General features: G+C 56.8%; 16 protein-coding genes. 3 read left to right on the forward strand and 13 right to left on the reverse strand.

Going from position 1 to position 25,782, the window contains the following annotated elements; all coding sequences use genetic code 11:
* Positions 1 to 7: 7 nt before the first annotated feature.
* Both Poly24_RS14435 and Poly24_RS14440 read right to left on the reverse strand, forming a co-directional pair.
* Positions 8 to 2,803: an ABC transporter permease gene (locus Poly24_RS14435; protein ID WP_145096533.1), complete on the reverse strand. Its 2,796-nt coding sequence runs from the start codon at positions 2,801 to 2,803 to the stop codon at positions 8 to 10.
* Entirely contained in the window at positions 2,800 to 3,573 is a 774-nt protein-coding gene (locus Poly24_RS14440) for an ABC transporter ATP-binding protein (protein ID WP_231753144.1), read from the reverse strand. Before Poly24_RS14440 ends, Poly24_RS14435 begins: the two co-directional genes overlap by 4 nt.
* 613 nt (positions 3,574 to 4,186) lie before the next feature.
* On the opposite strand from Poly24_RS14440, the gene Poly24_RS14445 reads away from it, so the two are divergent.
* Complete coding sequence (locus Poly24_RS14445) at positions 4,187 to 7,180, forward strand: FtsX-like permease family protein (RefSeq protein ID WP_145096536.1); 2,994 nt, start codon at positions 4,187 to 4,189, stop codon at positions 7,178 to 7,180.
* Positions 7,181 to 7,376: 196 nt separating this feature from the next.
* Here Poly24_RS14445 and Poly24_RS14450 read toward each other — a convergent pair whose 3' ends face one another.
* The 6 genes from Poly24_RS14450 to Poly24_RS14475 form a co-directional block, all read right to left on the reverse strand.
* Complete coding sequence (locus tag Poly24_RS14450) at positions 7,377 to 7,595, reverse strand: addiction module protein (protein ID WP_145096539.1); 219 nt, start codon at positions 7,593 to 7,595, stop codon at positions 7,377 to 7,379.
* Positions 7,596 to 7,808: 213 nt separating this feature from the next.
* A complete protein-coding gene (locus Poly24_RS14455; RefSeq protein ID WP_231753145.1) occupies positions 7,809 to 8,339 on the reverse strand; it encodes a hypothetical protein in 531 nt (176 codons plus the stop codon).
* Between the two features lie 104 nt (positions 8,340 to 8,443).
* A complete protein-coding gene (locus Poly24_RS14460; RefSeq protein WP_231753146.1) occupies positions 8,444 to 8,938 on the reverse strand; it encodes a thioredoxin family protein in 495 nt (164 codons plus the stop codon).
* Between the two features lie 322 nt (positions 8,939 to 9,260).
* The gene (locus Poly24_RS14465; RefSeq protein WP_197451913.1) at positions 9,261 to 10,127 is read right to left on the reverse strand and encodes a sugar phosphate isomerase/epimerase family protein; all 867 of its coding nucleotides are present in this window, start codon (positions 10,125 to 10,127) and stop codon (positions 9,261 to 9,263) included.
* Between the two features lie 583 nt (positions 10,128 to 10,710).
* Complete coding sequence (locus tag Poly24_RS14470; protein WP_145096545.1) at positions 10,711 to 11,505, reverse strand: SDR family NAD(P)-dependent oxidoreductase; 795 nt, start codon at positions 11,503 to 11,505, stop codon at positions 10,711 to 10,713.
* A complete protein-coding gene (locus tag Poly24_RS14475) occupies positions 11,505 to 12,515 on the reverse strand; it encodes a Gfo/Idh/MocA family protein (protein ID WP_145096548.1) in 1,011 nt (336 codons plus the stop codon). The genes Poly24_RS14470 and Poly24_RS14475 overlap by 1 nt, the downstream gene beginning before the upstream one ends.
* 243 nt (positions 12,516 to 12,758) lie before the next feature.
* Between Poly24_RS14475 and Poly24_RS14480 the strand changes: the two genes are divergently transcribed.
* Complete coding sequence (locus tag Poly24_RS14480; protein ID WP_145096552.1) at positions 12,759 to 13,604, forward strand: amidohydrolase family protein; 846 nt, start codon at positions 12,759 to 12,761, stop codon at positions 13,602 to 13,604.
* A gap of 194 nt (positions 13,605 to 13,798) precedes the next feature.
* Here Poly24_RS14480 and Poly24_RS14485 read toward each other — a convergent pair whose 3' ends face one another.
* From Poly24_RS14485 to Poly24_RS14505, 5 genes are all read right to left on the reverse strand, one after another.
* Positions 13,799 to 14,560 (reverse strand): HpcH/HpaI aldolase family protein, encoded by a 762-nt coding sequence (locus Poly24_RS14485; RefSeq protein ID WP_145096556.1) that lies wholly within the window; start codon positions 14,558 to 14,560, stop codon positions 13,799 to 13,801.
* A gap of 60 nt (positions 14,561 to 14,620) precedes the next feature.
* Complete coding sequence (locus Poly24_RS14490; protein WP_145096560.1) at positions 14,621 to 16,132, reverse strand: sodium:solute symporter family transporter; 1,512 nt, start codon at positions 16,130 to 16,132, stop codon at positions 14,621 to 14,623.
* A gap of 131 nt (positions 16,133 to 16,263) precedes the next feature.
* Complete coding sequence (locus Poly24_RS14495) at positions 16,264 to 17,556, reverse strand: MFS transporter (RefSeq protein WP_197451914.1); 1,293 nt, start codon at positions 17,554 to 17,556, stop codon at positions 16,264 to 16,266.
* 211 nt (positions 17,557 to 17,767) lie between these two features.
* On the reverse strand, positions 17,768 to 18,205 hold the full coding sequence (locus Poly24_RS14500) for a RidA family protein (RefSeq protein WP_145096567.1): 438 nt from the start codon (positions 18,203 to 18,205) through the stop codon (positions 17,768 to 17,770).
* A gap of 552 nt (positions 18,206 to 18,757) precedes the next feature.
* Positions 18,758 to 19,297 (reverse strand): tetratricopeptide repeat protein, encoded by a 540-nt coding sequence (locus Poly24_RS14505; RefSeq protein WP_145096571.1) that lies wholly within the window; start codon positions 19,295 to 19,297, stop codon positions 18,758 to 18,760.
* Between the two features lie 788 nt (positions 19,298 to 20,085).
* Here Poly24_RS14505 and Poly24_RS14510 point away from each other — a divergent pair.
* Positions 20,086 to 24,642 carry a HEAT repeat domain-containing protein gene (locus Poly24_RS14510; protein WP_145096574.1) on the forward strand — a complete coding sequence of 1,519 codons (4,557 nt, stop codon included), beginning with the start codon at positions 20,086 to 20,088 and terminating at the stop codon, positions 24,640 to 24,642.
* The last annotated feature ends 1,140 nt before the right edge of the window (positions 24,643 to 25,782 follow it).

Raw genomic sequence — 25,782 nt, forward strand, 5'->3', positions numbered from 1 at the left:
CTCCAACTCAAGCGAAATCGCCGCCGGCTTGCAGCAGGGTCATCGGCCGGGTTCGGCGAATCGTGATCGCGGGCCAAGCGGCGGTCAGGAGGCCCAACACCTGGACGATCAACACGCCAATGACGATTGGGAACCAGGGGATGACCATCGGTGGATGCAGTCCGCCGAAGAAGCTGACGTACTGCGCCAACGCGGCGCCGCACCATCCGCTGAGGATGCCGAAGCCGATACTCAAGACGCCGGCGACCAAGGCGATCATCAACCCTTCGACAAGGATCGCGCGGGCCAGTTCGCTGCTGGTGAAGCCGATCGAACGCAGGACGCCAAACTCCCATCGCCGCGCACGGACCGATGCCAGGATCACGTTCAAGACGCCGATGCAGGCGATCAGCAACGTGACCAGTGGCAGCACGCTGATCATCCACAACCAGCGTCGAGCACCGTTGAGCAGTCGGGCGCGGATGCTTTCGATCGATACAACGCGCGCACTGATTTCTTCGTCTCCGGTTCGGTCAATCTCCAACGCGTCGACCATCCCCGAGATCGCGCGTTCGATAGCTTCCACATCCGCTTCGCCACGGGTGTAAGAAAACCAGACGTGCGAAGCGACCGGCAAGTCAAAGTCGTCGGCAACCGAATCGTAGTCGGCAAAAATGAGCGCCGCGGCGCGATGGGTTCGCGGTCTCAAGCCGGTCAGTTTGGTTTGCCAATGCCAGCCGGGTAACCGCACGGCACCGGCGATCGTATAGACCGCGGTCGCGCCGGCATTGCGAGGGGGATCAACCGCCAAAGTGTCGCCGACCTTCAAACCGGTTTCTTTAAGGAAGTGGTCGGGGACGATACATGCATGCCCCTGCTTCATCCTCGCCACAGCCTGATCTGGATTTCCTGCGACCCAATCGAGTTGCAGCAGCGGGTTTTCGCCGGCAAACGCGCCTTCGGGATCCAAGCCCACGATGATGACATTATCCTGCCGAATCACCGACGGTCGGTCGGCGCTGCCGGTGAGGTCGTCGACCAACCGCGGTTGCTCGACGACCAGCGGCAAGCACCGGTTGGCGTCGACATCGGCCAAGGCGGCGATTTTATCGACCTGATCGACCGGCAACCCTGGCTTGATCACCGCGATGGCGTCGGGCGTCCAGTCGCCGGGGACAAAGGCTTCCAGCATCGTAAAGCCCCAGACTTGAATCCCGACAAACAGACCTAGCCCAAACGCCATCGAGACCGATGCGCCGACGGTCCGCCAAATATTGTTGGTGACTTGGCTGGCCAAGAGCTTCGTATCGATAGCGAAGATCCGTGCCAGCAGCGGACCGAGCAAACGGTCGACGAAGACGACGATCGACGGGGCGAGGACCACAAATCCGATCGCGATGCTGGCGAAACTTGCCGCCATCGCCAACCAGATCCTGCTTTCGCTCGGCGGAAAGACAAACGCAATCAACGGTCCGATCGCCAACAGCACCGATCCCATCACAAGACTTGGTAACGTCACCGCCGAGGCGTCGGTCGACGATTGCCGCGGTGCCATCGCGTCGACTGGTTTGACGCGCGTCGCGTTATAGGCCGGGATGATCGACGCCAACAACGCCCCGCCGATCGCTGCGACCGCCGCCAGGGTCAGACTGCTCGTCCCAAAACCAACGCCGTGATACAGCAAACTGCTGAACAGGCTTTCGACGACCTTCAACAGTCCCCAACCCAAAGCGATGCCCGCGACCAGCCCGATGCTGCCCAACACAAACGCTTCGATCACGATCAGCAGACCGACCTGCCCGCGCGTCAGCACGACAGCTCGCAAGATCGCGTACTGGCGAATTCGTTCGGTCACCCCCATGCTCAGCGAGCAAAAGATAACCAGCATCGCAACCAACATCGCGACGCCGGTCGCCGCGTACGATTGCATGCGGACGTTTTGAGCGGCCGATGCTTGGTCCAAAGCCTCTTCGATCTCGAACGCTTGCTGGAACTGCAGCGGCACCAAATGGTCGCTCAACCGCGGCCCCCAGCTGAAGCGGAACTTCGTGATGTCCGCCTCGGGATCGACGGCGACGCCCAACAAGCTGATTTGAAACGGCTCACCGGTGACGCGTTCCACAAGGGGGACCGAGAGGAATGCTTGCCCCGAGCTAGGCGTTAACATCGGGATGCCCGCCGAGCCAGCGCCGAAGAGCGTCGGCGCGTTGACGATCCCACCGACGCGAACCGGTAGCGTCGTTTCTCCCGCTTGGTTTGGTCGCGGCAGTTCGAGCGTCAGGCGATCGTCGACGGCAATCCCATGCCGCTTTGCGACATCGGCGCGAACAACGATGCTGGGCAGTTCACCGCTCGCATCCTCTGCCGTCAAATCGCTCCATTCGCCTTGCAGCATCTCGAACGGCGGTTCGGGAGCATCGGTGGCGAGAAACATCAGCGACGGCAGAGGGCTGTTCGATCCCGAACCCGAACCGCCGCCACCGCCCGGCTGGTCGCCTGGGAGCGGCTGGTCTTTTAGTTCCAGCACCGAGATCCGTCCGGCCCACATCGCATCGACAGCAAGGACGGCAGGGTCATCCAACAGCGGAGCGATCGATTCGGGAGAAACGAAATCGGTCGGTTCACCACTGATCGGCGCGATCGCCAGTTCGTAGCGACCGAGCGCCAGGTTGGCGTATTCATCGTAGGTTTTGTGAAGTGCTTCGTAGCTGCTGGTGACCCAGATCACCATGCTGACCGCCGCAGCGGTTGCGATCGTGGTCAGGATCGTTCGGGCTTTGCGTTCGCGCAAGAAGGCGATGGCGAGTTGTAGGATCTTGTTCATGCAACCGTCTCCGCACCGAGTGCCTCTTGGTACTGTCGAGCGACCGTCTGTGGATCGCGGCTGCCGTCGGTCTGCAGCTCGGCGAGGTTGGTTCCATCTTTGAGCACGCAGATTCGATCGGCCCACATCGCAACGTGCGGCTCGTGGGTGACCATCACGATCGAGCGGCCTTGGTTGTCGACCAAGTCGCGCAGCAATTCACAAATCTGCGTACCGGTGACCGAATCGAGGCTGCCGGTCGGTTCGTCCGCCAACAGGATCGTTGGATTGCAGATCAGCGCCCGAGCGATCGCGATCCGTTGCTGCTCGCCCCCGGAGAGCGCTCCCGGTTTATGGTGCCGTCGCGCGGTCATCCCCAAGCGATCGAAGAGTTCATCGACGGTGGCGTCGAGCTGTTTGCCCAAGCTCTTTGGCGCTGGCAATCGAATGTTGTCCTCCGCCGAGAGGCTGGGGATCAAGTTGTAAGCCTGAAAGACGATCCCGAGGTTGTCGCGGCGGAACCGGGTCAGCGGACCATCGGCCAGCTGGGACAGGTCCTGGCCGGCGACCAGAACGCGCCCCGCATCGACGTCGATCAAACCGGCCATCGCATGCAGCAGCGTGCTTTTGCCCGAACCGCTTGCTCCCATGATCGCCACGAATTCACCGGGCTCGACGGATAAGCTGACACCGTCCAACGCATGCACGACGCTCCCTCCTTGTGGATACTTCTTGACAACTTGCTGGACGTCCAACGGGATGGCTTGGGAAGAGGATTTCGTTTGAAGCACGTGTTTTCTTGAGGGGCTAAATGGGGAGAGGGAACAGCGGGAAGCGAAGGTTGAATCGCCATGTTGGAGTCAAGCCTTTAGGCGACCTCAGCGCAAATTGTACAGTCGTGTTGGAGTCAAGCCTTCAGGCGACCTCCGCGCAAATTGGACAGTCGTGTTGGAGTCGAGCCTTCAGGCGATCTCCGCGCAAATTGGATTGTCGTGTTGGAGTCGAGCCTTCAGGCGATCTCCGCGCAAATTGGATTGTTGTGTTGAAGTCGAACCTTCAGGCGACCTCCCCGATGAAAGATCCGCCACGCGCGGCGGAAATTCCGTCGCGGCCCACGGTCGGGCAACCGGCAGTTTAAACACGATTTTCCACCCCCAGACAGTCGCCAGCGTTGGGGATGGATGACAAAACGGAATGTCGCCAAGGGGACGGCATTACTGTGGAGACGCCAAGTAGCAAAAGGCAGGCCACCAATGGAATTTTGTCGGCCTGGTTCGACTTTCCGTCGCGGTGGCCGCAAAAAACGATCAGCCATCGGTGTTGGGCACGCGATGTGCAAGACGAGCTTGCCCTGGTGCTTCTGCCCCCACCTGAAATGATCCCATCTGCAAACGATTGCCCCCCATGACCAATCTCCGTTTCCTCTTCAAACTCGTCTCGTCCCAACTGCGTCGCCATCCGGGTCGCGCCGTCATCACGACGCTCGGCGTGATCGCTTCGACATGTGCCGTCGTCTGGGTCGCAAGCGGTTACGACGCGTTGGTCAGCCAGTTCGATGAGAATGCCGGAAAGTATCTTGGTCGTTACGACGTGTTGGTGATGGCCAAACCGGCTGGGCCTCCCGGTGCATCGGCGCCAGCGGTTCCGCCGGCGCTGATCGACGAACTGGAACAGGACGCGGGCGTTCTGGAGGTCAACCCGACCAGCAATTATCGCGTCACGGCGACGCGCGTCGCCAAGGCTTCGGACGACGAAGTGGATACGACGCCGTTGGGGCTGTTGATCGGCAGCCGACCGCCGGTCAATGGAGCCCCGCCGATCGGTCCCAAATTGGTCAGCACTCCGGCGGCCGAAGCACCTTATGAAATGGTCGACGGCGTTTGGCTCGATGGTGAAAACGAGGCGAACACGGTGGTGGTGGCCGAACAGGTTGCCAAGGAATTAGAAGTTGCGGTGGGAGACGAGATCCTGGTCACCAGCTTTGGTAATCAAGTCAACCTGAGCGTCATCGGGATCGTTGAACAAGTCGACTTGGCACCTTCATTGAATGCTCCAGGCGGGCGCGGCAAACGCGGTGGACCCAGCCGCGGTGAGAAGGTGGAAGGCGGTCCCGGTCGCGGCGGTGATATATCGGCAAAACCGCCAGGCGGCAAAGCGAACGGACCGGCAGGCTCTGGCGGACGGGTCGCGAATCCGACGCAAACGTCCGATGGATCGCAAATCCAGTTGCCGACCGGTTTCGGATCGGGAATTGCAACCGATGCTCTTTATGTTCGCCCGACGGTTGCCGCCAAGGTCAACGGTTATGAAGCGAAACCGGAGGTGCTTCAGGTCGCGCTGCGCGACACCGTCACGGTCGATCAGTTTCGCGAAGCTTGGCAGACGCGATTTGCCTCCCACCGACCGGCGATGCAACTGATCGATTTCGAAGCGGTCCGCGGCGGGATGGAATCGAGTCGCAGCGTCTCGGGACAGCAATCGCAAGCTTGGGCCGCGACCGGGATGGCTTCACTTGCCGCGATCTTCATCATCTTTTCGACGCTCAGTATGGGCGTGAGCGAGCGGGCCCGAGAGTTTGCGATGCTGCGTGCCGTCGCGCTAACGCGGTCTCAGATCGCTGGGATCATCGCGATCGAAAGCGTTGTCCTGGCGATGGTCGGATGGGGCGGAGGTTTGTTGGCGGGGTGGCTGATGGTGTTGGTGGGCAGCCGCCTGCTTCCCGGCCTGTTCAGCTCCGGCGCCGTGTTGGGGTGGGGCTGCGTCTTATTGACGGGAGTGACCGTGTTGGTCGGAGCGCTGGGAGCCGCGATCGTGCCAGCTTGGCGTGCGATGCGGATTCAACCGTTGGACGCGATGTCGCCGCGCACCGCGTCGCCTCGCTTCTCTTGGTGGCTCGCGTTGGGAGTTCTCGGTTTGGTGATGGTCACCGCGACTCCGATCACCGTCTTCGCGATGCCGCTGTCGGATGAGGCGCGCAAATGGTGTTACTCGTTTGTTACCTACCCTCTGCTGTTGATTGGCATGATCCTGTTGGCCCCAGCGGTCGTTGTGTTGTGCGAACGGATCTTTGCGCCCCTGGTCACGCGTCTGTTGCGATTGGACCAACGGATGATGAAGACTCAATTGGCCAGCAACCTGTGGCGCGGCGTTGGTGCGACGTTGGCGCTGTCGGTCGGATTGGGGCTGTTCGCGTCGACTCAGACTTGGGGCTATTCGATGCTGGTCCCGTTCACGCCGGGCGATTGGATGCCCGACGCGTTGGTGGCGTTTCATCCGGTAGGGCTGTCCGAGCAAGAGGAATCGCGGGTCGCGGAGGTCGACGGTGTGAAAGCGGACCAGGTGATGCCGCTGGCGATCGAGCAGGCGAAGTTCGATTGGGGCGACGTGGGACCGCCGAAGCGGCTGCGCATGGGAGGTGACAACGGGATCGTCTTTGGACTCGATCCGCGAGCCGCCTTTGCCGGAGAGCATCCGATCGCCGACGTCGAATTTGTCGCGGGGGACCGCGATTCTGCGATCGAACTGCTGGCCGACGGCGGGCACTGTGTGATCCCGGAAGACTTTGCGATGGCTTCGGGGCTGGGGATCGGCGACACCGTGACTCTGATTCCACCCGCCGCCGAAAAGGAGCGTGTCCGCTACGAGATCGCTGGGATCGTCTCGTTGCCTGGATGGCAATGGATGACCAAGTTTTCGGGCGTCCGTCGACATTTTGTCCGTACCGGCACCCTCTTGTTTACCGACCGATCCGCTGTCAAAACCGACTTTCACCTGCCGCGGACCGAATTCTTCTGGGTGAACTTTGAATCGGGGCAGGATCTGAAAACGATGGAAGCGCGATTCCAAGCGATCGCCGAGGAACAGGCGGGGGAAACGTTTCAGGCGACCGGTGTGGGAGAAGTGAAAGCGTACCGGCCGTTCGCTCGGATGACGGCAACGGAAACGGTCCGCAAGGCCATCAGAAAACATGCCGACGGAATGATCTGGGGGATGAGCTACATGCCGTTGATCACCCTGGTGGTGATGTCGCTGGCGGTGGTCAACACGATCATCGCTTCGGTTCGATCGCGAACGTGGGAGTTTGGCGTGATGCGTTCGATCGGTGTGACCCGCGGTCAATTGATTCGGCTGGTCTTTGCCGAAACGCTGCTAATCGCCCTGGCCGCCTGCCTGCTCAGCCTGACCTTTGGCCTGGTCGCCGGTTGGTGTGGCGTTGGGATGGCACAGTTTGGCGGCTGGTTCGCCGGGCCCCCTTCGTTCCGCATCCCCTGGAGCCAACTCAGCTTCGGCTTCGCCTTGACCTTGATCCTCTGCCTGCTGGCCGGCCTATGGCCCGCGATGCGAACCGGCCGCGCCGAACCGTTGGCCCTGCTTCAAGCGGGAAGGGCGACGCAGTAGGCGGACGTCAGCGAGAAACGTCAACTTTCGGCAAACCATGTGAAACAAACCGCATGTCCGCGTAGAGAAGCAGAGAATCAACCAATGCCCGATGCGAGACAGTCGTGAAAAAAGACTCCTAGACCCGCCCGGATTTGGTTGTAAAAATCGGCTCCCCGTTCAAGATCGTGTTCGGCCCCCCTGGTGATCCGAATCTTCATTGCAAGCGGTCGGCGAGGCGTTTCTTTACATCGGCCCAGTCGCTAAGCGATTCCGTGCCGTCTTGCAGCCCCGCGACACGTTCGGCGACGATGTCACGGTGCCATGTCGGTGGCGCGGTGTTGTCTGGGCCTTGTGAAAGCCGTTTCCAGAGCATTTCCATCGCGATGATTTGCTGATCGCGGGAAAGCCCGTCAATAATGGTTTCAAGGTTCATGGCGTTCCTCCGGGAAGATTGTAACAGCAGGTTGAACAACCTTCCATTCCAAGCCTCGCTGGCCACGCCATTGCCGGACGACGCTCGACCAGCCACGTTCAGTCGTGCCGCGTTCCCCAAACAGCGTCACCTTCGCCGAGTCAGTCGATAGCGGCGTTTTCTTAGAATCGCTGCGTGGCCCGGACGAAATCGTCGTTGCACGGCTTCTGATGCTCACACTTGCTTAAAGCGATACGGATGTTCGGGCAATTGGATCGTGGGGTTCGCCTCTTTTAATGCGTCATAGAGCGCTCGGCGACTGTAGCTGTAGTTTGGAGTGAGTTGGATCGTTTCCCCCGTATTCAAATACATCACGGTCGTCGTGTAGTTCGTGTGATTTCGATATGTTTGGCGGATCCCTTCAATCTCACTCACCGGCACCGAAAACGAATAGGTCTTCGAAATCGGGTCGTCGATCGTGAATCGATTCCTGTCGACCGACATTCGGAATCTGCCATTGTTCATCCAAAAGTAGATGGCCAAAAGCAATAAACAAACTTCGACCACGGGGACCGCGATGTTGATCCAATAAAACAGCTGATCCCTTGCTTCGCCCGGTTCGATCCATTTGTGAGCGGCACCATACATTGCGAACAGGACCACCATATTGAACAACAAAACCAATGCGGTATGTCGCTGTTTCCGCTCGTAAAGATACAGCTGCATCGGCTCGGAATCTGACGGATTCGGGGCGGTCTGTCTCATGGAAGCTCAAATATCCTATCTGTTTGACATCGTTGAACGATGGTAATCGACTAGCACCAACCATCCCAACAGCAATCGTTCGCGCAAAACCGCCGGGCCGCCAACTAGCTGTCAGTGGAAGGTTTCTCCCCAACAAGCAAATCCAAGAAATCGGCTTTGGAGATGCCTCCCTGCTTCCACTGCAGCACATTCCCGTTCGAGTCGGTAACGACCGTAACCGGAGTCGCTTTCACGCGGTATCGATCGATCGTCGCAGCCGCTTGAGTATCGTGAACGTCGATCGTCACAGGGATCAGCGATTCATTGACGACCGCCGAAACCTGGTCGTCCGCCCAGACGGTCCGTTTCATGATCCGACACGGAACGCACCACTGGCTCGTGAAAAAGAGAACCATCGGTTTGCCTTCGGCGACCGCTTGTTGTTGCGCCGTATCAAAATCGTCGGCCCAAGCGACGCGGTTTGTCGGAACGTAGAAACAGTACCAAGCGTAGCCGAGTGAAATGACAAGAAACGCCAGCCAGAAGCACCGCCAAAAGTGGAAGAACCTTTTTCTGGAGGCGTTTGTCGGAGCATCGGTTAGAGACGAAGCGTTACTCACGGAATCATCAGGGGTCATCGGGTGCGCTTGTAGGAAAGTTGTGCGACGCGACACGCACCAGCCTGTGCTGGCGGCGACGTCCAGCAGATCTGGGACAGTCCTAAGGCACAAACCGGAACCGATGAGGGCGCAGTTTTTTTGAAAAACCGCAGCCGAGCTGACGAACGCGAGAGCTGTGGGCGAGGCGATCGGTATCGCCAGCCGCCACTAAATGAGCCACCTCAGCCCTGCCGATATCGATCGGCACTCATCGCGACAGGGGAAGTGGCGTGGCGATTTACAGGCAACGCAAGTTGCTGCTAACGAGAAGAGTCAGAACGAATCAGCTGGCGACAAGACCGTCCCAGACTTTGCGATTCTCGTGCATCGCAGCAACGATGTCGTTGGGAACTTTCCCGTCTTCCAACAGGGTCCAGCCCGTGAACTTCGCCTGCTTTAACATTGCGAAGAGCTGTTCCCACGGGTAGATATCGGATCGCAGATCGTGGATGTGGACGACGTTGATCTTTTCTTTGACCAAGTCGAAGTTGTGCTGCAGGCCTTGGCCGGAATGATCGGAGTTGTTGCAGTTCCAGCAGACAACCGCGTTGGGGTGATCGGCGACCTCGATCATCCGATGGATGTTGGGCAGCTCCGCAGAGCCGTCGCGTCCGTGCACCTCCAACCGAATCACGACGCCATGTTCGGCCCCAAATTTTGCGACCTCACGCAACGACATTCCGATCTGATTCAACGTCTTTTCGATGGGAACATTTTTCGGAATCCCATTGGGACGCACTTTGACTCCGCTGCCGCCAACGTCGGCGCACAACTTGATGAACTGCTTCGTTTCATCGATGTTCTTTTTCACGATCGCTGGATCGGGGGAGTGATATTCGCAAGCGCTTCCCAGTCCGACCAATTCGACGTCCGAATCGGCGAAACGTTTGGCGACTTCGCTGCGCTGCCCCGCGTCCAGCGAGATTTCAACGCCATGCTTGTGCGTGCTGCGCAATTCGATGCCGCGAAATCCGGTCTCCTCGCAATTGCGAATCAACGTCGGAACGTCCCAGTCGCGTCCCCAATTGTAGGTCACCAGGCCAAGTTTCATTCCGTCGGTCTTCTCGTCCGCTGTGGCAAGTCGCGGCTGCGATGCAAGCAAGCCTGCGGAGGCAATCGTCGTTGTAGCTAAAAAATCTCTTCTTTTCATCGTTCTGTCGCTCTTGTGGAGAGATGGGGTGACGTTGCCAACATCGTTTGATGTGGGCATCTAGAGGAACAACCGCCGCCATCGTGAAGCAGCAATTGTCGCTGTGACCGTTTCACCGATCGGAAGGAATCCATAGGTGGGGCTGCTCATCTTAGCACGAATCAACACGTTGCGGTTAAGTATCGTGCTCGGGCAAACAGGGCTATTCAGTGTTTCAATTAGAGGTATTAGCCGGCACGCGTTAGCGGCCGGTTTACCTGGAGAACCGGACGGTAGCGGTCTGTCGGTTTAATCACAACCAGCTTCCTTACATTAGCCGTTTGGGCGTTAGCCCCGGTTGGGTGGCGGCGGAACCGGGGCTAACGCCCAAACGGCTCATTAAAACGACAAGCCGCTAGCGCGAGGCGGCTAAATTGCCTAAGCACAAACACTGATCAGCCCTGCTCGGGCAAATTTTCGGCCACGCGCCCCTGCTGCGTTGTTCAAGAGAACCGGAGGCTATCGCGCGGCGCAGGCTGCCTCAAAACGGAACCAACGACTTGGCTTGCGCGTTGACGATGAGAGCCGTTGTTCGCGGGCTGGACTACCAAGCGGTCCAGCCACCATCGACCGTGAGGTTTTGGCCGGTGATGTAGCTGCCTGCATCGCTCGCCAACAGCAGCAAGGCCCCTTTGACTTCGTGGGGCAAGCCCATCCGGTTCATCGGCGACTTGGTCTTCAGCCGCTCGACCATTTCCGGCGGCGCCTTTTGCGTCGGGAAGGGACCGGGACTGAGACAATTAACGCGGACACCGTCGCGGGCCCAATAGACGGCAAGGTGCCGCGTCAATTGGATGATGCCTCCCTTGAGCGTATGGTACGACGCGGGACTGGCCGGGCAGATCCCTTCGTATGTATCGGGGTAGGAACCGACGAGTCCATACATCGATCCGATGTTAACGATGCTGCCGGAGGCACCACGCCCGACCAAATGGTCTCGCAGCAATCGCGACAGCAAAAAGTAGCCGGTGACATTCCGCATCACACGATTGAACTGTTCGGCCGTGACGTCGGTCAAATCGTGGCTGTCCGCCGCATTGCCGTTGTTGATCAGGATATCGACGCCACCAGCCAATGAGACCGCGTCGGCAAACCCTCGTTCGATCGAATCGTCATCCAGTTGATCCATCACGACGCAGTGATGTTGCGTGCCGTCGGCGCATGGCAGCGACGCAGCGGCGGCCATGCCGTTGTCTCGATCGCGGCTCGCGACGATCACCGAAGCCCCCGCTTCGGCAAGGGCTCGCGCCATCGCGCTGCCAAGCCAACCGGTCGCTCCGCTGAGCAACGCGACTCGGCCGGAGAGATCAAAAAGGTTTTGAATCGTTGGATCGTTCATCAAATGTTTACCGGCTGTACCGTTTCCCAGCTGCCTGTTTTGCGTGATTTCAAAATCGCCAGCGTCGACATCAGCGTGCTGATACCATCGTCCAACGAGCACAACGGATCGGCCCGACCGTCGAGCAGGTCCAAGAACGCCTCGGCTTGCCGAATGTAATAGTCATCACGCTCATGCACAAACGATTCCATCTCGGTCCAATCGCCGCCGATCTCCCGTGCGGCGAGCCAACGCTGGCCGTTTAACTCCCAGCGAACAGCCCCTTCAGTACACAACACCGTGATCACAAACTCATTGACATATTGGTGTTGGTTGACGCTGATGCTGGACATCACGCTGCCATGCCGGGCGATCAGGTTCAGCGTGTCTTCCACCTCTACGCCATCGAGCACTTCGTGCGATGCATCGACGACAACCTTTGTGGCAGGCCCCGCAAACCATTCGACGGCGTTCAATTGATGGGGCAAGCTGTCTTGGATCAATCCGCCACCTTGCGCCGGATCGGCATAATAGATGTCTCGATAGGCAGGCCGGTAGAACGGAAAGTTTTGGCCGGAAGTGACTTGGACTTGCACGATCCGGCCGAACTGCCCCGACTGAACCGCTGCCCGCATGTTTTGCAAAGCGGGTAGGACGCGGTAGACGAACCCGACGCCAACGCGCAACTTTTTCTGGCGGACCGTTTCGAGCAACTCGGCGATGCCGTCAGGTTTCAAGCTGAGCGGTTTTTCGATCAACAGATCGAGTCCGCGATCGGCCAATCCGCGGGCCATCGGGATGTGCATCGGAGCAGGCGACGCAATCACGGCTGCCGAGAACGGTTCGTTCTCCAACGCTTGCTCCCACGACGGGTAACCGTTGACCCCATAACGCGCGGACACCTCCCGACGTCGGTCGTCCATCGGTTCGCAGACGGCCATTTTACAGCGGCCCGTCGATTGGAAACAACGCAGGTGGCGTTCTCCGATGGAGCCGGCACCGATCACAAGAATGCTTGGGTTTTCTGTCATAATCGCAGATTGTACTCGATCGTTTCACCACGCACGGGGCGGCAGCCCCTATAAATAAACCGATTTGAAAAAGAGAGCGAGACGCCCCGCTTCGGCTCGTTCAAACAACTCTTTGACGCTCGTCGAGGACCGCCCGCTGGATGGTTCGACGCGCTGTCGACCGACCTGCGGCGACAACAGAACGCGGCCGAAGTCGTCCCGGTTCTTCGTGTTGCTGTTACCCGCCGTGAATAAGGAAATCCCATGATCACCGACATCCACAGCCATACCTGGCCCTTCCCCGATGCGTTTGACGACGAGTTCATGCGGCAAGCTTCGGCAGCAAAGGCGGGAGCCGTTGTCGATCTGACGATTCGATTGGAAGACTACCGCAACACAGCACCGCAGGGAACGCGGACCGTTGTGTTCGGCGGCAAAGCTCGCTTGAGCGGTCTGTGGGTCGACGACAACTATGTCGCGCAGTATGTGGCCACAGATCCCGAACATCTTCGCGGCTTCCTTTCGATCGACCCAACGCAATCGGACTGGGAACGCGAAATGCGGCACGGTCACGAGGAGCTGGGGCTTTGCGGCGTCAAGCTGCTGCCGATGTATGCCGGGTTTGGCGTCGACGACGAGCGTTTGGAACCGCTGTGGAAATATGTTCAACAGAAATCGTTGCCGGTGCTGTTGCATACCGGGACCACGTTTATCCGCCAGGCACCGCTGAAGTACACCCTGCCCCGATTGATCGATCCGGTGGCAACCCGATATCCGGAGATCCGGTTTGTGTTGGCTCACCTGAGTCATCCCTACGAGGGAGAGTGCGTGGCGACGATTCGCAAACATCCCAACGTCTATTCCGACATCAGTGCGTTGCACTATCGCCCGTGGCAGCTCTACAACAGCCTGATGCTGGTGCAGGAGTATGGCGTTTGGGACAAGCTGCTGTTCGGTTCGGACTACCCCTTCACGACCGTGAACGATTCGATCGCGGGATTGCAGAAGTTGAACACGATGGTCGAAGGGACCAACTTGCCTCGTTTGGACGATCAAAAGATCGAACAACTGATCCATCGAGACGGCTTTGAGATTTTGGGGATCCGTTAAACACAATACCGTTTAACGAAGCGTAGTGGACGAGGTTACGAGTCCTTTTGCATCAGACCAAATCGCTGGGACTCGTAACCTCGTCCACTACATCCCGCCGCTTGTTCCTTCGACGGTACGAGGCTCCTTCGTTGAGCCGCATTGCCATTAAACAAGCCGCGCCCGAAATTTAGCCAACAAGCGACAGGTGTTGCTTAGGTCAGATCGTTGAACCGCTGACCGTCTTGGGCAAGCGCAGCGGACCAGCTCTGGAATTCGCTGCTGTTGACCAGCAGTTGCGCTCCCTGGTCCTTCCGCTTTTGCATCTCAGCGGTCGGCAGCGTCGGACCGCCAAACGCCTTGCCATGTTTGCGGCAGGCAGCTGCAACAATTTCCCACGCCTGGTCAAGCGTCATCTCTCCGCTCTGACGCAATCGCAGTCCGAGATCACCGGGGCCCACGAAGATCATGTCGACCCCTTCGATCGCAGCGATCTCTTCCACATTGCGAACCCCTTCGGGCGTTTCAACTTGCACGCACAAGAACGTTTCGCGATTCGCCCAGGCGACATATTCATCGGCATCGTGGATATAGAAGTCGGCATCCAGGCCAGCGTTGTCGATTCCGCGATCACCGATCGGCGGGAACTTGACCGCATCGACCAGCATCTTCGCCTTTTCCGCTGTCGAGACGTGAGGGATCAGCAACCCAGCGGCGCCATCTTCGAGATACCGACACAGCCCGGTTTTCTCCAGTGTCGGAGGGCGGATCATCAAGTCGATGTCGTATAGATGGGAAAAGGCGAGGAGCGCTTCGACCTCGCGTGTCGTCATCGCCCGATGTTCCAAGTCGATCCAAATGCAATCGTACCCCGCCCGCGCCGCGTGGCAGACATAAGCCGGCACATAGTGGCCGATAACACATGTCTTGATCACTTCGCCTTGGCGTATTTTTGCGAGCGTTTTACTTTTTCTCATCGTCCGTGTCGCTTCTATTGGTTGTTATAAAAAGAGGTGCCGATTCTGCGTTGCCGAAGACTAACTGTCGTTGCTTTTTGAGGGATACAGAGGTGCACAAAGTAGGCAGGCCGTCGTGCCCACTGTTAAGCCTGCCAGTAGAGACGCTGGCGCGATCCACTGGAAGCTGATCGGATCCAATCCCGTGTCGGGATCGGTTCCGAAGATCACTCCTGAAAATGCAATGGTCACTGCAACGCCGACGCTTGCCACCGTGCCGATCCAAACGCCAAGTGCGTTTGAGAAAGGTACAAATAGGGCAAAGAAGAACAGTAACGCAATCGGGACTGACAGTAAGTTGACGGTTTTGTTCGTCACCGCCATGAAGTTTCCGGGAATGTATTCCATGAAGGTGCTGATCAACACGACGGTGGTTCCAATGGCGACCGCCAACGATCGGGCATACAGAAGATGTTTCTTCTCCGTCGCGGGTTTCCGGCCGAAGCGATCCAAATAATCAGTCATCACGACGGCGGTGATCGAATTGACACCCGAATCGATACTGGACATCGCTGCGGCAAACAGTCCCGACACGACCAAACCGGTGACGACCGGCGGCAGATGCGAGGCGATGAAGTGTGGAAACAAACCGTCCGCTTGTGCTTTGAGCGACACGTCTTTGGGCATGAACTCAGGGTGCGCCTGGAAATATCCAAGCAACGCGATTCCCACGAGTCCCAGTGTGGCTCCGACCACCATGGCAACAATCAATTGGATCGCGATGGCTCGCCGCGCGGCCTTCACATCTTTGGTCGCCATAAACCGTTGCACAGAAACTTGATCGCCGGCCGATGTGCAGACCGTCCAAAGAAAGACCGAAAGGGCCGATCCGAACACGGTCACTCGGGTCGCTGGATCGAGACTGAAGATCGGTTGGGAATCCCAAGCATCACCGGGCCATTCCGATGGGAACCATCCGAGTCCGCCCATCTGGTAGGTGACCACGCCAAGTACCAATAGCGACCCGCCGTAAAGCAACAGCGTTTGCATCGTGTCGGTGATCACCACCGCTTGCAGTCCGCCCAACGAAGTGTAGGTGACCGCAAAGATTCCGGTGACCAAAACGATCCAAGGGACCATGTCGTCGCCGCCCCCGATCATGATCGCGATCGCTTTGGCGGTTAAAAAGACAAGTAACGACATCCATACAAGTCGCAGCAACACAAACATCGTTGCGCCAAGCAATCGGATGCTGAGCCCCAGTTGGTTCTCAAGCAATTCGTACGCACTGGTCACCCGTTGCCGCATGTAGACGGGCAGCAGAACCAACGCCACAAACAGATAGACAAACGGGTAGGCGAGATAGTTGGTCAGATAGATCGGCCCTTTGCCGAGCACTTCGCCCGGTATCGCCAGATAGCTGATCGTGCTCAACAGCGTCGCAAACAACGAGATCCCGATCAGGATGGGGTTCATTTGCCCGGAGCCGACGAAATATTCGCTGGTATCCTCCTGCTTGCGACCGTAATACCAGCCGAGCCCGATCGTGGACGTGGCATAGAGAAACAAAATAATCCAGTCGATGATGGCCATTGTCTGTGGTGGGTTGAGAGAGGCGTGAAGAGATAGGTGGGGTGAGAGGGGGCGAGGGCCCCGATTCTAGTCGATGCGACACCGATCGTGAAATCGGGCGGATTGATCGCGACGACGCGTTGGCACTGCCGCTATGAAATTTTACGTTGGGCGTTGATACCTAAAGCGCACAGGGCAGCGACCAGATAGCCCGCTGAAAAGAGATAAAACGCTTCGTGCCAGTCGCCGTTGTGATCCCACTTCTTTAACACGATGGGGACCAGTAGCGGCGTGACTGCGGCACCAAAGTTGCCCCACATGTTTCCCCAACCGAAGACGGCCGCCGTGTTTTTGCCTCCGACATCTTGCATGTAAGCCCAGACGGCGGGAACGCTCATGTCGGTCATAAACGCCACGATTGAAGCGGCGATGACAAACGACCAAGCCGATTCCAAGTGCAGGCAAGAAAGGTAGGCGCACAGCGCGACCGTAGAACAACCGGCGATGGGGAGCGAGCGTCCCCATCGCGTCCCAAGCCGTTGCGTACAGATATCGGTCAGCGGACCGCCTAACAGCATGCCGCCGATTCCAGCAAACAAAACGATCGTTGACATCAAGCCGCCAATCGTCGCGTCGACCTGCTTCACATCCTGCAAATAGGTCGGCAGCCAAGTGACCAGGAAAACCCATCCGATGTTGACCCCAAACTGCAAGGCGCACATCATCCACATCGTTCCGCTGCTGACGAGTGTCAGGATCGGCGGAAACGCAGCGCTGGAGCCGCCGTCGTCCGGACTGTCGAAGCGGGTGATCAATTCCCGTTCTTCGGCGTTGCAAGCGGGATGGTCCATCGGCGTTTCGCGAAAGATCCGCCAGAAATAGCCCGCCACAAATAGCCCAGCCAATCCGTAAAGCGCCAGCACGATTTGCCAGCTCAAATAATCTTTCAACAGCCAGGCGGTCAGCAGCGGTGCGATCGCGCCACCGAGCCGGCCACCAAACGACACGATGCTACTGGCGGTCCCGCGACGTGGAAGTTCGATCCAACGTTTCACCAAACTGCCAGCGGTCGGATAACATCCCGCCTGGGAAAGTCCAAACAGCAGCCGCACCACCAACAGCATCACAAACCCATTGGCAAACCCGGTCAACAGCGTACAGATCGACCAGACTGCGATGTAGATCGGCATCATGCGGCGGGCGCCAAAGCGGTCCGACAGCCAACCGGCGGGGACCTGTGCGAGCGCGTAGGAGAAGAAGAAGGCGGACATCACCATGCCAACCTGCTCGTCCGACAACTGGAGCGCCTGGCGAAAGTCTTGCAGTTTTGCAATCTCTGCGATGCAGATCCGGTCCAGATACAACATCACCGCAGCAAGCGTCGTCGCTCCGATCACGTGATAGCGAATGCGTGTGGGGGACTCGCGCTCGGATTCCATCGTCATAGATTCGCGCTCGTGGGAAAGGTCGCTGCGACGGTTGTGAATGGAGCCTGGTTGGAAAAGGAGGGGAGCCAGGTGGCGGTTCCCAAACCAGGAAGCGGCAGGAGGAAACCGACCAATGCGATTGGTCGGCCGAAGGTCGATCCAATGGACCGACCGAGCATTTTTCATTTTTTCATTTGTTGCGGCATCGTCTGCCGGCAGCAAACATTCGTTAGAGGATTTCGAAAACCGCTTCGACTTCGACCGCGACACCGGTTGGCAAGGCGGCAAAACCGAGGGCGCTGCGGGCGTGATACCCATCGCCATCCTTGCCGTACAGTTCGTGGAACAGATCCGACGCACCATTGATTACCAAGTGTTGATCGGTGAAATCAGGAGCCGAATAAACGCAGCCCAGCAGCTTGACGACCTTCAAACCGTCCAGTGTTCCATGCGTGTTGCGGACCGAACGAAGGATCTTTTCGGCGCACTCACGGGCAGCTTTGTAACCCTCTTCGACCGACAGACCGCCGCCGAGAATTCCCTTGATGTCGCTGACGTGCCCCGAAGTGATCAACTGGTTGCCACTTTTGATGCAGAGATTCAGATAGCCGTTGGGCTGATCGCTGAGGTCGATTCCGAGGTCGGTTGCTTTCTGCTGGGCTGACATAAAGAGACTTCTTTCATGAAGTAGGATGGAGGGATTGGAACTACGAGGCCGCATTTCCGCGGAGGACTTGTCCGAAGAGGATACCGCCCCAGCTATCATTTGCCAATCCAAGCACTGCGTCCGCCCTGCTTCGAAACCCATGACAATAGGCCCGCGGAACAAGCCGCACGAACGGCGGCGTGATGGGAAACGCCATTGCGGCACGCCAGGTGTTGGATGATCTTCCCTACGTTTGCCCTTCGCGCTGGCCGCACCCTCTAAATACCTGATGCGAGTCGGAGTTGTCGTTCCGGTAAACCGATCGCGCGCCGCCTCGGACAACTCCTTCCAGCAGATCTTGCCTCATAATCGAAGGCAACGCCAAGCGACAACTCGGGCGTTTCGCGCTCGAGGGCTGGTGACAGATCGAAGCATGCGTTCCCGCGCTGCGGCACCACCATGCTTTCCAAGTTCCCAAATTCAAACCGTCGACCGGCCACCGAGTTCGTCGTCGGATACTGCTGCCCGCAAGTCGCCGCCGCAATTACCCGAGTGCGCGTTGTAGAATCCGCGCTACCGTGCCGAAGCGGCCGTGTCGAGCGCCGCCAAGAGAGTTTCGGTTTGCGCGTCCGGCGGTGCAGACTGCATCGCTTGTTGCAAATGCGCCCTGGCGGAGTCGACGTTTCCGGCGTCGATCTCTAAGACCGCGAGGTTGTGATGGGCTGCCGATTCACCGAGTGCCTCGGAAAAATGTCGCAGCGCCGCCGCGGAGTCCCCCTTGCGATAATGGATCATCGCAAGCGTTGATTGAAGGCGGCGGTTACCGGTGTCGTTTTGCAGTCCGCGTGTCGCTTCGGCGATCGCTTGATCGAAACGCCCCGATTCCATCAGCGTCCAGGCAAAGTTGTTGGACAGCTCGCTGTCGTCGGGCGAGCGCTGGACGATCCGATTATAGCGCTGAATCGCTGCATCGTGGTTGCCAAGATCGGCGTACAGCGGAGCCAATTCGGCATCGAGCGGTTCGCCGATCGGATCGAGCTGCTCGACGTGTTCGTACAGTTTGACCGCTTCTGCGGCGTGTCCTTTGGAGGCGACCGTTTTCGCGGTCTGCATGCAGAGCGAGCGTTCGCCGCTGATGCTTCATCCCATCGGCCATCGCTCTGCAACCGGTAAGCCGCTTCGATTTTGCTTTCCATTGCCCAGCATACCATCCTTGGAGCAACGTTTTCTGACGCCGCGTCAGAATTGTATTGGAGGCAATAAGAACGCACTATGAGATGGCGGAAAGCTCGCGCATTACCCCGCCTGCCCGCGACGAGTGTTTAATCAACCACTGGGCCGTTTCTGGTCGATTGGGCAGCGTAACGTCTTGCCCTCGCGAGCAAGTCAGCCATAACTGATCTCGCCCACTTCTGACGGAAACGAGTCACTATCGTTTTCTGACCCAAATTTCACCGACTGCGACATCCGATTTAGATCGTCAAAATCAAGACAGCTTTCTGGATGATCCTACATGCTGCGGCCGAAGAATCTGCTCAACGACTCTAATCTCTCTCTGGCTGCTCCGGTGTCGCGCACTGGAGCAAGCTATTGGCGCGCCGCTCAGGAACAGCTCCCTTCAACGACAGGGAGTCAAATCTGTGCCGCTTTTCTTTAATCAATTACATAGTCATGCGATAGGCGAAGCGGATTGCGAAGCAATATTGGCAAATCTTCACATACGCAAATTGAAATGCGGCAAGTTCGCCGTGGACGGTCCAATCAAAAATACATATCTGGCGTCATCCAGCATCAGTTCAGTAGCGGTCTGTGGCCGGCAATCGCTACAATCCCCTGTATCGCTAAGGTTACAACCTCACGTTGTGGCTTGCAGTATCGTGCCTTGGAAAGGAATTGCCGGAATGTCGAACGTAGGCGGATCAGCGAACATCAACGGAATCCTATACCAAGTCCTTGGAACACTTGACAGGGCTGTGAATCCTTCAATCACATATGCGAAATGTACTGGCGACGATATTACCCAAGCTCAACTGATCATCGAGCCTGCTGGTGGCGGTGGCGATCTGGAAATAGTCGATGAGTCTTGCCGAGTCGTGCAACAGTGGAAAGCGAAGGCTCGTGGAGGAACTTGGGCTCTAAAGAAAATCATCGAAGACGTGCTGACTGATTTATATATGGCCGTTCGAGTGGACGATCTCGAATCAAACACCAAATACCAGTTTGTCACGGAAGGCAAGATCGGTGACTGGCGTGACACGATGGAATTCTTTAAGTCACTGCCGTTGCATCCCTCGGAAGGAATCGCTGCTAGCCTTACGGACATTACGAAACGTCACAAAATCGGGAAATACACGTACAACGACGATGAACTCTTCAACTACATAGTTGCCAAAGTTTCGAAACGCGAACCCGCAACGAGTGAGCCTGAAGGCGTCGTAAAAAGCAAGCTGTTTCATTTGCTGGCACGTTTTGAGATCGTAGAATCGCAGAACCATGAACTTTTGGCGGTTCGGATAAATGCATTCCTAGGTCATCACGTCGATTACTCTGAAGATGTGGATGCGAAACGTCGTCAGCTCTGTGGGCTCCTTCTCGAAATCGCATCCCAGGGCATGCAATCTGTTTCGGCCGAGTCACTCTTGCGGCGGTGTAGTATTCCAGTGCACTCGTTCCTAAACTGGCATCGACTGCTTGCGAGGATGAAGCAGCGACTAGTCGAGCAACTAAGCAAGGAACAGTATGACAAAACTTACGATCCTCGGGACAAGCTTAATTTGGAGCGAACGATAACAGCTATCCGAGGCGAGAGCGGGCAAGGGAAAACTTGGCGTCTAGCAGGGCTGGCGACCGATGTGGCCGCCTCTAACTGCCTCGTCATATGGGTCCCAAGCGCTCGCGAACCTGCGGATGTCTCCGCGTATGTTGCGAAGGAAATCTGGAACTATGGTCTCGAACGAGACGCTGTGCTAACACTCGAAAGTGTTGCAAGCCGACGCGCGCAGTCAACTCCTGACATTGAGACTCCTTGGGCACTCATTTGCGTTGACGATGTCAGATCGAATGAAGATGTAAAGAAGCTTCTTCAGCTTGATTGGGCCCGCTGGGGCGTCAGGCTAGCCTTCAACACAAGCCCGATCATTGGTCGGCAAATTGCAATCGAGAACAACCAACTGTGTGTTTCAGCCAACGACTTCGACCACAGTGAACTACGCGAATACCTTAAACGAAGAGGTGTGTCATGGGGCACAATTCCGAATGACGTGCGTCAACTCATTCGTCGGCCGATCTTTGCAAAGATTTATGCTGACGTCGTTGACGAACAGTCGACATTCAGGCCTCGTAATGAATATGACTTGATGGAGGCAGCCTGGCGTCGGCTAATCAACAACGTCGAAGTCGGGTTGATTCGCAAGATTGCAGGGACGATCAAAGATGATTCAAACGCATATCCCTGGCTAGCGGAAACGCTACTGGACACAGGCTTTAGCCCTGAAATGATTGAGAGACTCGTAAACCGTGGCTTTTTACACGATCTCGGTAATGGCCGCATCGCAATCTGGCATCAACGTTTCCTGTGTTGGGCATTAGCTAAACACCTTGTAGCGCTGTTTGAATCGGGCGTCCTAACGCTCGACGGCTTAATCGAGGCTACGGTGAAATGTCATAGAGTGCCTGATTCCCGACGCATACAACTGGGCTACGTTCCGATGGACGTGCTTTGGTTACTACTCGATCCAGAGGTTCCGAACAAGGAACGAAAGTTTCTCTGGAAACTGGTTTCTGCATTAGAAGCATCTAATGGCTTCGGACACGACGACATGTCGTTGTATTCGCATCTACTGGCAAGCCTTGGGACTCGCGTAATTCCACTTCTGTTGGATCGAGTTCGTTCGATTGAGGACGCAGAACGTAGTGGAATTATTAACAGGGTAGCACACGCGCTAAGGATAATCGGTCGTGACGACGGCGAACGCATGTCAGTCGTGGCGCGGGAATGTGTTGCGGATGGAAATGAAGCGTTGAAGGAACTCGGATTGCAGCTGGCCGTTTTTTTCCCAAAATTAGTGGATATTGATCGAGTCTGGGAGGAGTATCGGCGTTGCATCGTGGACGATAAGGAAAGTCGTAGGCATTTTATTCGTCGAGACAGGGCGTCAACGGCATTTGCTTCCGTTGCCGCGAGAAATCTAGCTTGGGTTGAACAGCAACTGCAAGTTGGTGATGCAAGCGACCCTTGCTTTACGTCGCTGGTCTTCACATTGTCGAACATGCCGGGTAGCGCTCCCAAAAAAATTTGGGAAGAGGCAAAGGACCATCTTATTGCCGCAATTGCGTCCGAGAATCGTCGGTGCTTGGTGTCCTGTATCGTCTGCTTTGGTGACGTTGACGAATATGGACGGCTCGAGGAGTGGGCTTCATCGGAACACGAATTTGTTGGAGCGGTATCCGCACGGGGACTTGCATATCGTGATCCGCCCCGAGCAATCCAGCTCTTACCAAATATTTCGGCGAAGCGACTCTGGGGCGTGGCCGGTGCAATTGGTACCGCATTGTTTGTGTCGCACCCGCTCGCGACGTGTTCTGCCGTTGAATCGCTGGTTCGGAATGGAGACAATCCAGAGCATTATTTTGACTTGGTTGCAAATAACGGCGACCGCCTCACTCCGACTCTGGTTGAGGAACTGCTTGATTGGCTAAACAATGTCTTGGAACGACATCTATCTACGGACGATGATTCCACACAGCCACACCCAAGGTATCCACTGGGTTTGATCGAAGGACTGCACGGCGAAACGGTCCTAGCCGGATTAAGGTCTAGGCAAGGCAGCAAGTTGGAAGGCAATCTAGTAACGTTCGCTACATCTCGGATCAAAAAGATTTCAACTTACGTTGATCACGAATTTGGGCACGCGATAGAATTATTGAAGCGTATTGCGGGCGATGGATTTACTTCACTAACAAACGAACTCATACGAGCGGAACATCAGCAACTGAGGATGGAAGGCTGCGAACTTGCGGTAATGCGTCCGAGCGCAGAAACGCGACGCCTGCTTGCAGATGCTGCGGTCAGCGATGAGTTATGGGAGCCCGATTCTTCTAGACTCAATTTGGCCCAGATGCGAGCGATCGATAGCCTTTCTGCCCTGGGGGAAAACGCGGGAGTCGTCAACGGAATTCTCAAGTGGGGATTAAGCGTTTCACCTGATATCGGTGCTCTACGTGCAGACCTGCCCCAAATGAATGATGATGAACTTGCGCCAGCAATCGCGTTGCTAAAATCCCCAGACAACAAAGAATTCCCGCACGCAATCCTAGCTATCGGACTGAGCGGCAGGCAAGACCTTCGTCGCGAGGTGGAAAATGTGCTGTTGGCGTGTGCTTACGATTCCGAGTTAGCGAATTATTGCCTGATCGCGCTTCAAGACCTGCCAAGTAACTGCATCCGAATTTTCGATCGTCTTGTGGCACAGTACCAGTCAGGTCACCACAAATTTGCTGTACTCAAGGCTTTGTCGGGATGCGAAACGGCCAAGGAAAACTACCTAAGGCTACTGCCGACGGAAGGACAACTAGACGACATGGACCAACGTGTCGTTGAGTTCCTAGCTGCTGACGAAGCAACGCGACCGCTAGTGCGATCACACGTTGAACAACTTTTGGAAACTGGTGGCCGTCACATGTGCAACACAGTCGCTCTTCTTGATCCGGAGCTAGAGCCCGATCGGAAATTATTGTGGGAAACGACGCTACAGAGTGATAATGGAATGCACTTTGGTGGATCGCGAGCGAGAGCCTTGCGATCACTTGGAAAAATTTCTCCAGATGCCGCATTTGAAATTGGTTTGGAAACACTAACGAGTGATCGACGTGATCGCGATACTGTTCCCCAGGTACTGCTGGAACTCGATCCAGAGAGAGCCTTGGCTAACCTTTTGCGTGTCGCATGCGAATCAAACGACAAGTTCGTATGCTGTTCGGTTGCACGTGCGTTAAGAGGTTCAGGAGAAGTTTCCGGCCTCAGGCGGGCAACTGATGATTTTCTGAATCATGATAGCTGGAGTGTTAGGCGTGCCGCAGCGTTCATGGCTGGGTATTTTCCTAGCGGTGTCGCTGACACTGAACTGCGTCGAGTCGCTTTCAATGACCCCAAGTGGGGAGTTTGTGCAGTAGCACAGTCTGCGTTGCGAATGCGTCAGCGTGAAGCCGAAGCGTGCAAACTCGTTACGACACTAAGCTCCTTGAAATTATTTCAAGTTTGGGGAACGCTTGATTGTGTTGTTCGCTTAGTTGATCCAGGTGTCGCTACCGCGAAGGGTGATCCCATCGGGTTGGTGAAAGCGGTAGGTGCGCTGCCGCCTATAGTGGGAGAATACGTTTCAAAAGCTTTGAAGAAGAGAACGAAGCAGCACGAAGACGATCTGAACTCGCTTCACGGAAAATGGAAAGATCAAGACTGAAATGCATTGAAGCCGACTGCGGATGTCGAGACGAAACCGGTCTCCGTACCCTTGATCCTGGCTCGGTTGATGACTGCTACGGCGGGCACTGAAACTGCCCCGGTGGTCGAGACGCCGTGGCTGTTTTCGGGGTTTCCTGGCCTGGCACTGATTTCATCGATTGGAGCATCTCACGGTATCTCCAAAGTGCCAGTGGAAGGGCGGGCCGGGCGCGATAACCCTGTTGCGTGGCCACTCGCTATTACGAGAGCCGGCATACGGCAGGCCTCATTCAGGTTTGACATCGTGTCATAACGGTTCGCCCGGCAACAACGCACTATGGGACGGCTCCGTGCAGGTTTGCTATCACACTGTGCACGAAGGACACTGCATCGAGCAACAGGCTACGCTGGAAGTTAGGTGGACGCCCCGCTCTCATCGGCGTTGTCATTTCGCTTGCGTTGCAGGCTGCGTCCCACCGTGAGTAGGACTTCTCTAATCAGCGGAGGGCAGGTTGTTCTAAATTGTTGTTAATTCGGCTGTGTCGGGATCACTTTCTGCAAGCCTGTTCCCATAGGTGTTCCCACCACTACCGGTTTCGTTAGCATTTCCTAGCGAATCCGAACCGAGTTCGACTCCCCTACGGAGTCCTCTTCCAATCAGGTCTTGGGGCCGCGCGATCCAGGCGTCTTGAATATCAGCTGGTTCAAAATAGAATTGCCTCAGTTCCCCAGTCGTTGGTTCGGCGAGGTCGCTCGCTCGAATCGATTGGAACGCTTCGACATGTTTGTTTCTCCCTTTGTTGGAAAAACGAGTTGAGAAATTGTAGGTGCCGCGTGACCAGTTCTTCACGCAGCAGCGACCGGAAAAACTGCGTGGAGCCGAATCTCGCTGGACAACCTTGCACCGCAACCGACCGCAGTCGGCTGGCGAGGCTCGATCATCGACGAACTCTCGGGAGTGTCTCGAGTTGATGAGGAATCAATGCCCTCCTGCAAATGCCCAATCACGCTCTGCGTAAGCATTGCGATATCGGGCTCGCAGCAAATTTCAAAAGCGCCCCACCGCGCAGACGAGACCGATCGGGTTTGGTCGGACCGTATGACCGAACACGCCGCGCGCGGCGGGACATAGTGTCATGGCACCCATGCAAAGTCGTGG

The organism is Rosistilla carotiformis, assembly GCF_007753095.1.
In the GTDB taxonomy this organism is placed as follows: Bacteria; Planctomycetota; Planctomycetia; order Pirellulales; family Pirellulaceae; genus Rosistilla; species Rosistilla carotiformis.

Excerpts from the sequence above, each read along its gene's own strand:
- Poly24_RS14470 (WP_145096545.1), bottom strand. The coding sequence starts at position 11,505 with ATGAACGATCCAACGATTCAAAACCTTTTTGATCTCTCCGGCCGAGTC.
- Poly24_RS14485 (WP_145096556.1), bottom strand. The coding sequence starts at position 14,560 with ATGAGAAAAAGTAAAACGCTCGCAAAAATACGCCAAGGCGAAGTGATC.
- Poly24_RS14500 (WP_145096567.1), bottom strand. The coding sequence starts at position 18,205 with ATGTCAGCCCAGCAGAAAGCAACCGACCTCGGAATCGACCTCAGCGAT.
- Poly24_RS14495 (WP_197451914.1), bottom strand. The coding sequence starts at position 17,556 with ATGACGATGGAATCCGAGCGCGAGTCCCCCACACGCATTCGCTATCAC.
- Poly24_RS14450 (WP_145096539.1), bottom strand. The coding sequence starts at position 7,595 with ATGAACCTTGAAACCATTATTGACGGGCTTTCCCGCGATCAGCAAATC.
- Poly24_RS14510 (WP_145096574.1), top strand. The coding sequence starts at position 20,086 with ATGTCGAACGTAGGCGGATCAGCGAACATCAACGGAATCCTATACCAA.
- Poly24_RS14475 (WP_145096548.1), bottom strand. The coding sequence starts at position 12,515 with ATGACAGAAAACCCAAGCATTCTTGTGATCGGTGCCGGCTCCATCGGA.
- Poly24_RS14445 (WP_145096536.1), top strand. The coding sequence starts at position 4,187 with ATGACCAATCTCCGTTTCCTCTTCAAACTCGTCTCGTCCCAACTGCGT.
- Poly24_RS14465 (WP_197451913.1), bottom strand. The coding sequence starts at position 10,127 with ATGAAAAGAAGAGATTTTTTAGCTACAACGACGATTGCCTCCGCAGGC.
- Poly24_RS14480 (WP_145096552.1), top strand. The coding sequence starts at position 12,759 with ATGATCACCGACATCCACAGCCATACCTGGCCCTTCCCCGATGCGTTT.
- Poly24_RS14455 (WP_231753145.1), bottom strand. The coding sequence starts at position 8,339 with ATGAGACAGACCGCCCCGAATCCGTCAGATTCCGAGCCGATGCAGCTG.
- Poly24_RS14505 (WP_145096571.1), bottom strand. The coding sequence starts at position 19,297 with ATGCAGACCGCGAAAACGGTCGCCTCCAAAGGACACGCCGCAGAAGCG.
- Poly24_RS14490 (WP_145096560.1), bottom strand. The coding sequence starts at position 16,132 with ATGGCCATCATCGACTGGATTATTTTGTTTCTCTATGCCACGTCCACG.
- Poly24_RS14435 (WP_145096533.1), bottom strand. The coding sequence starts at position 2,803 with ATGAACAAGATCCTACAACTCGCCATCGCCTTCTTGCGCGAACGCAAA.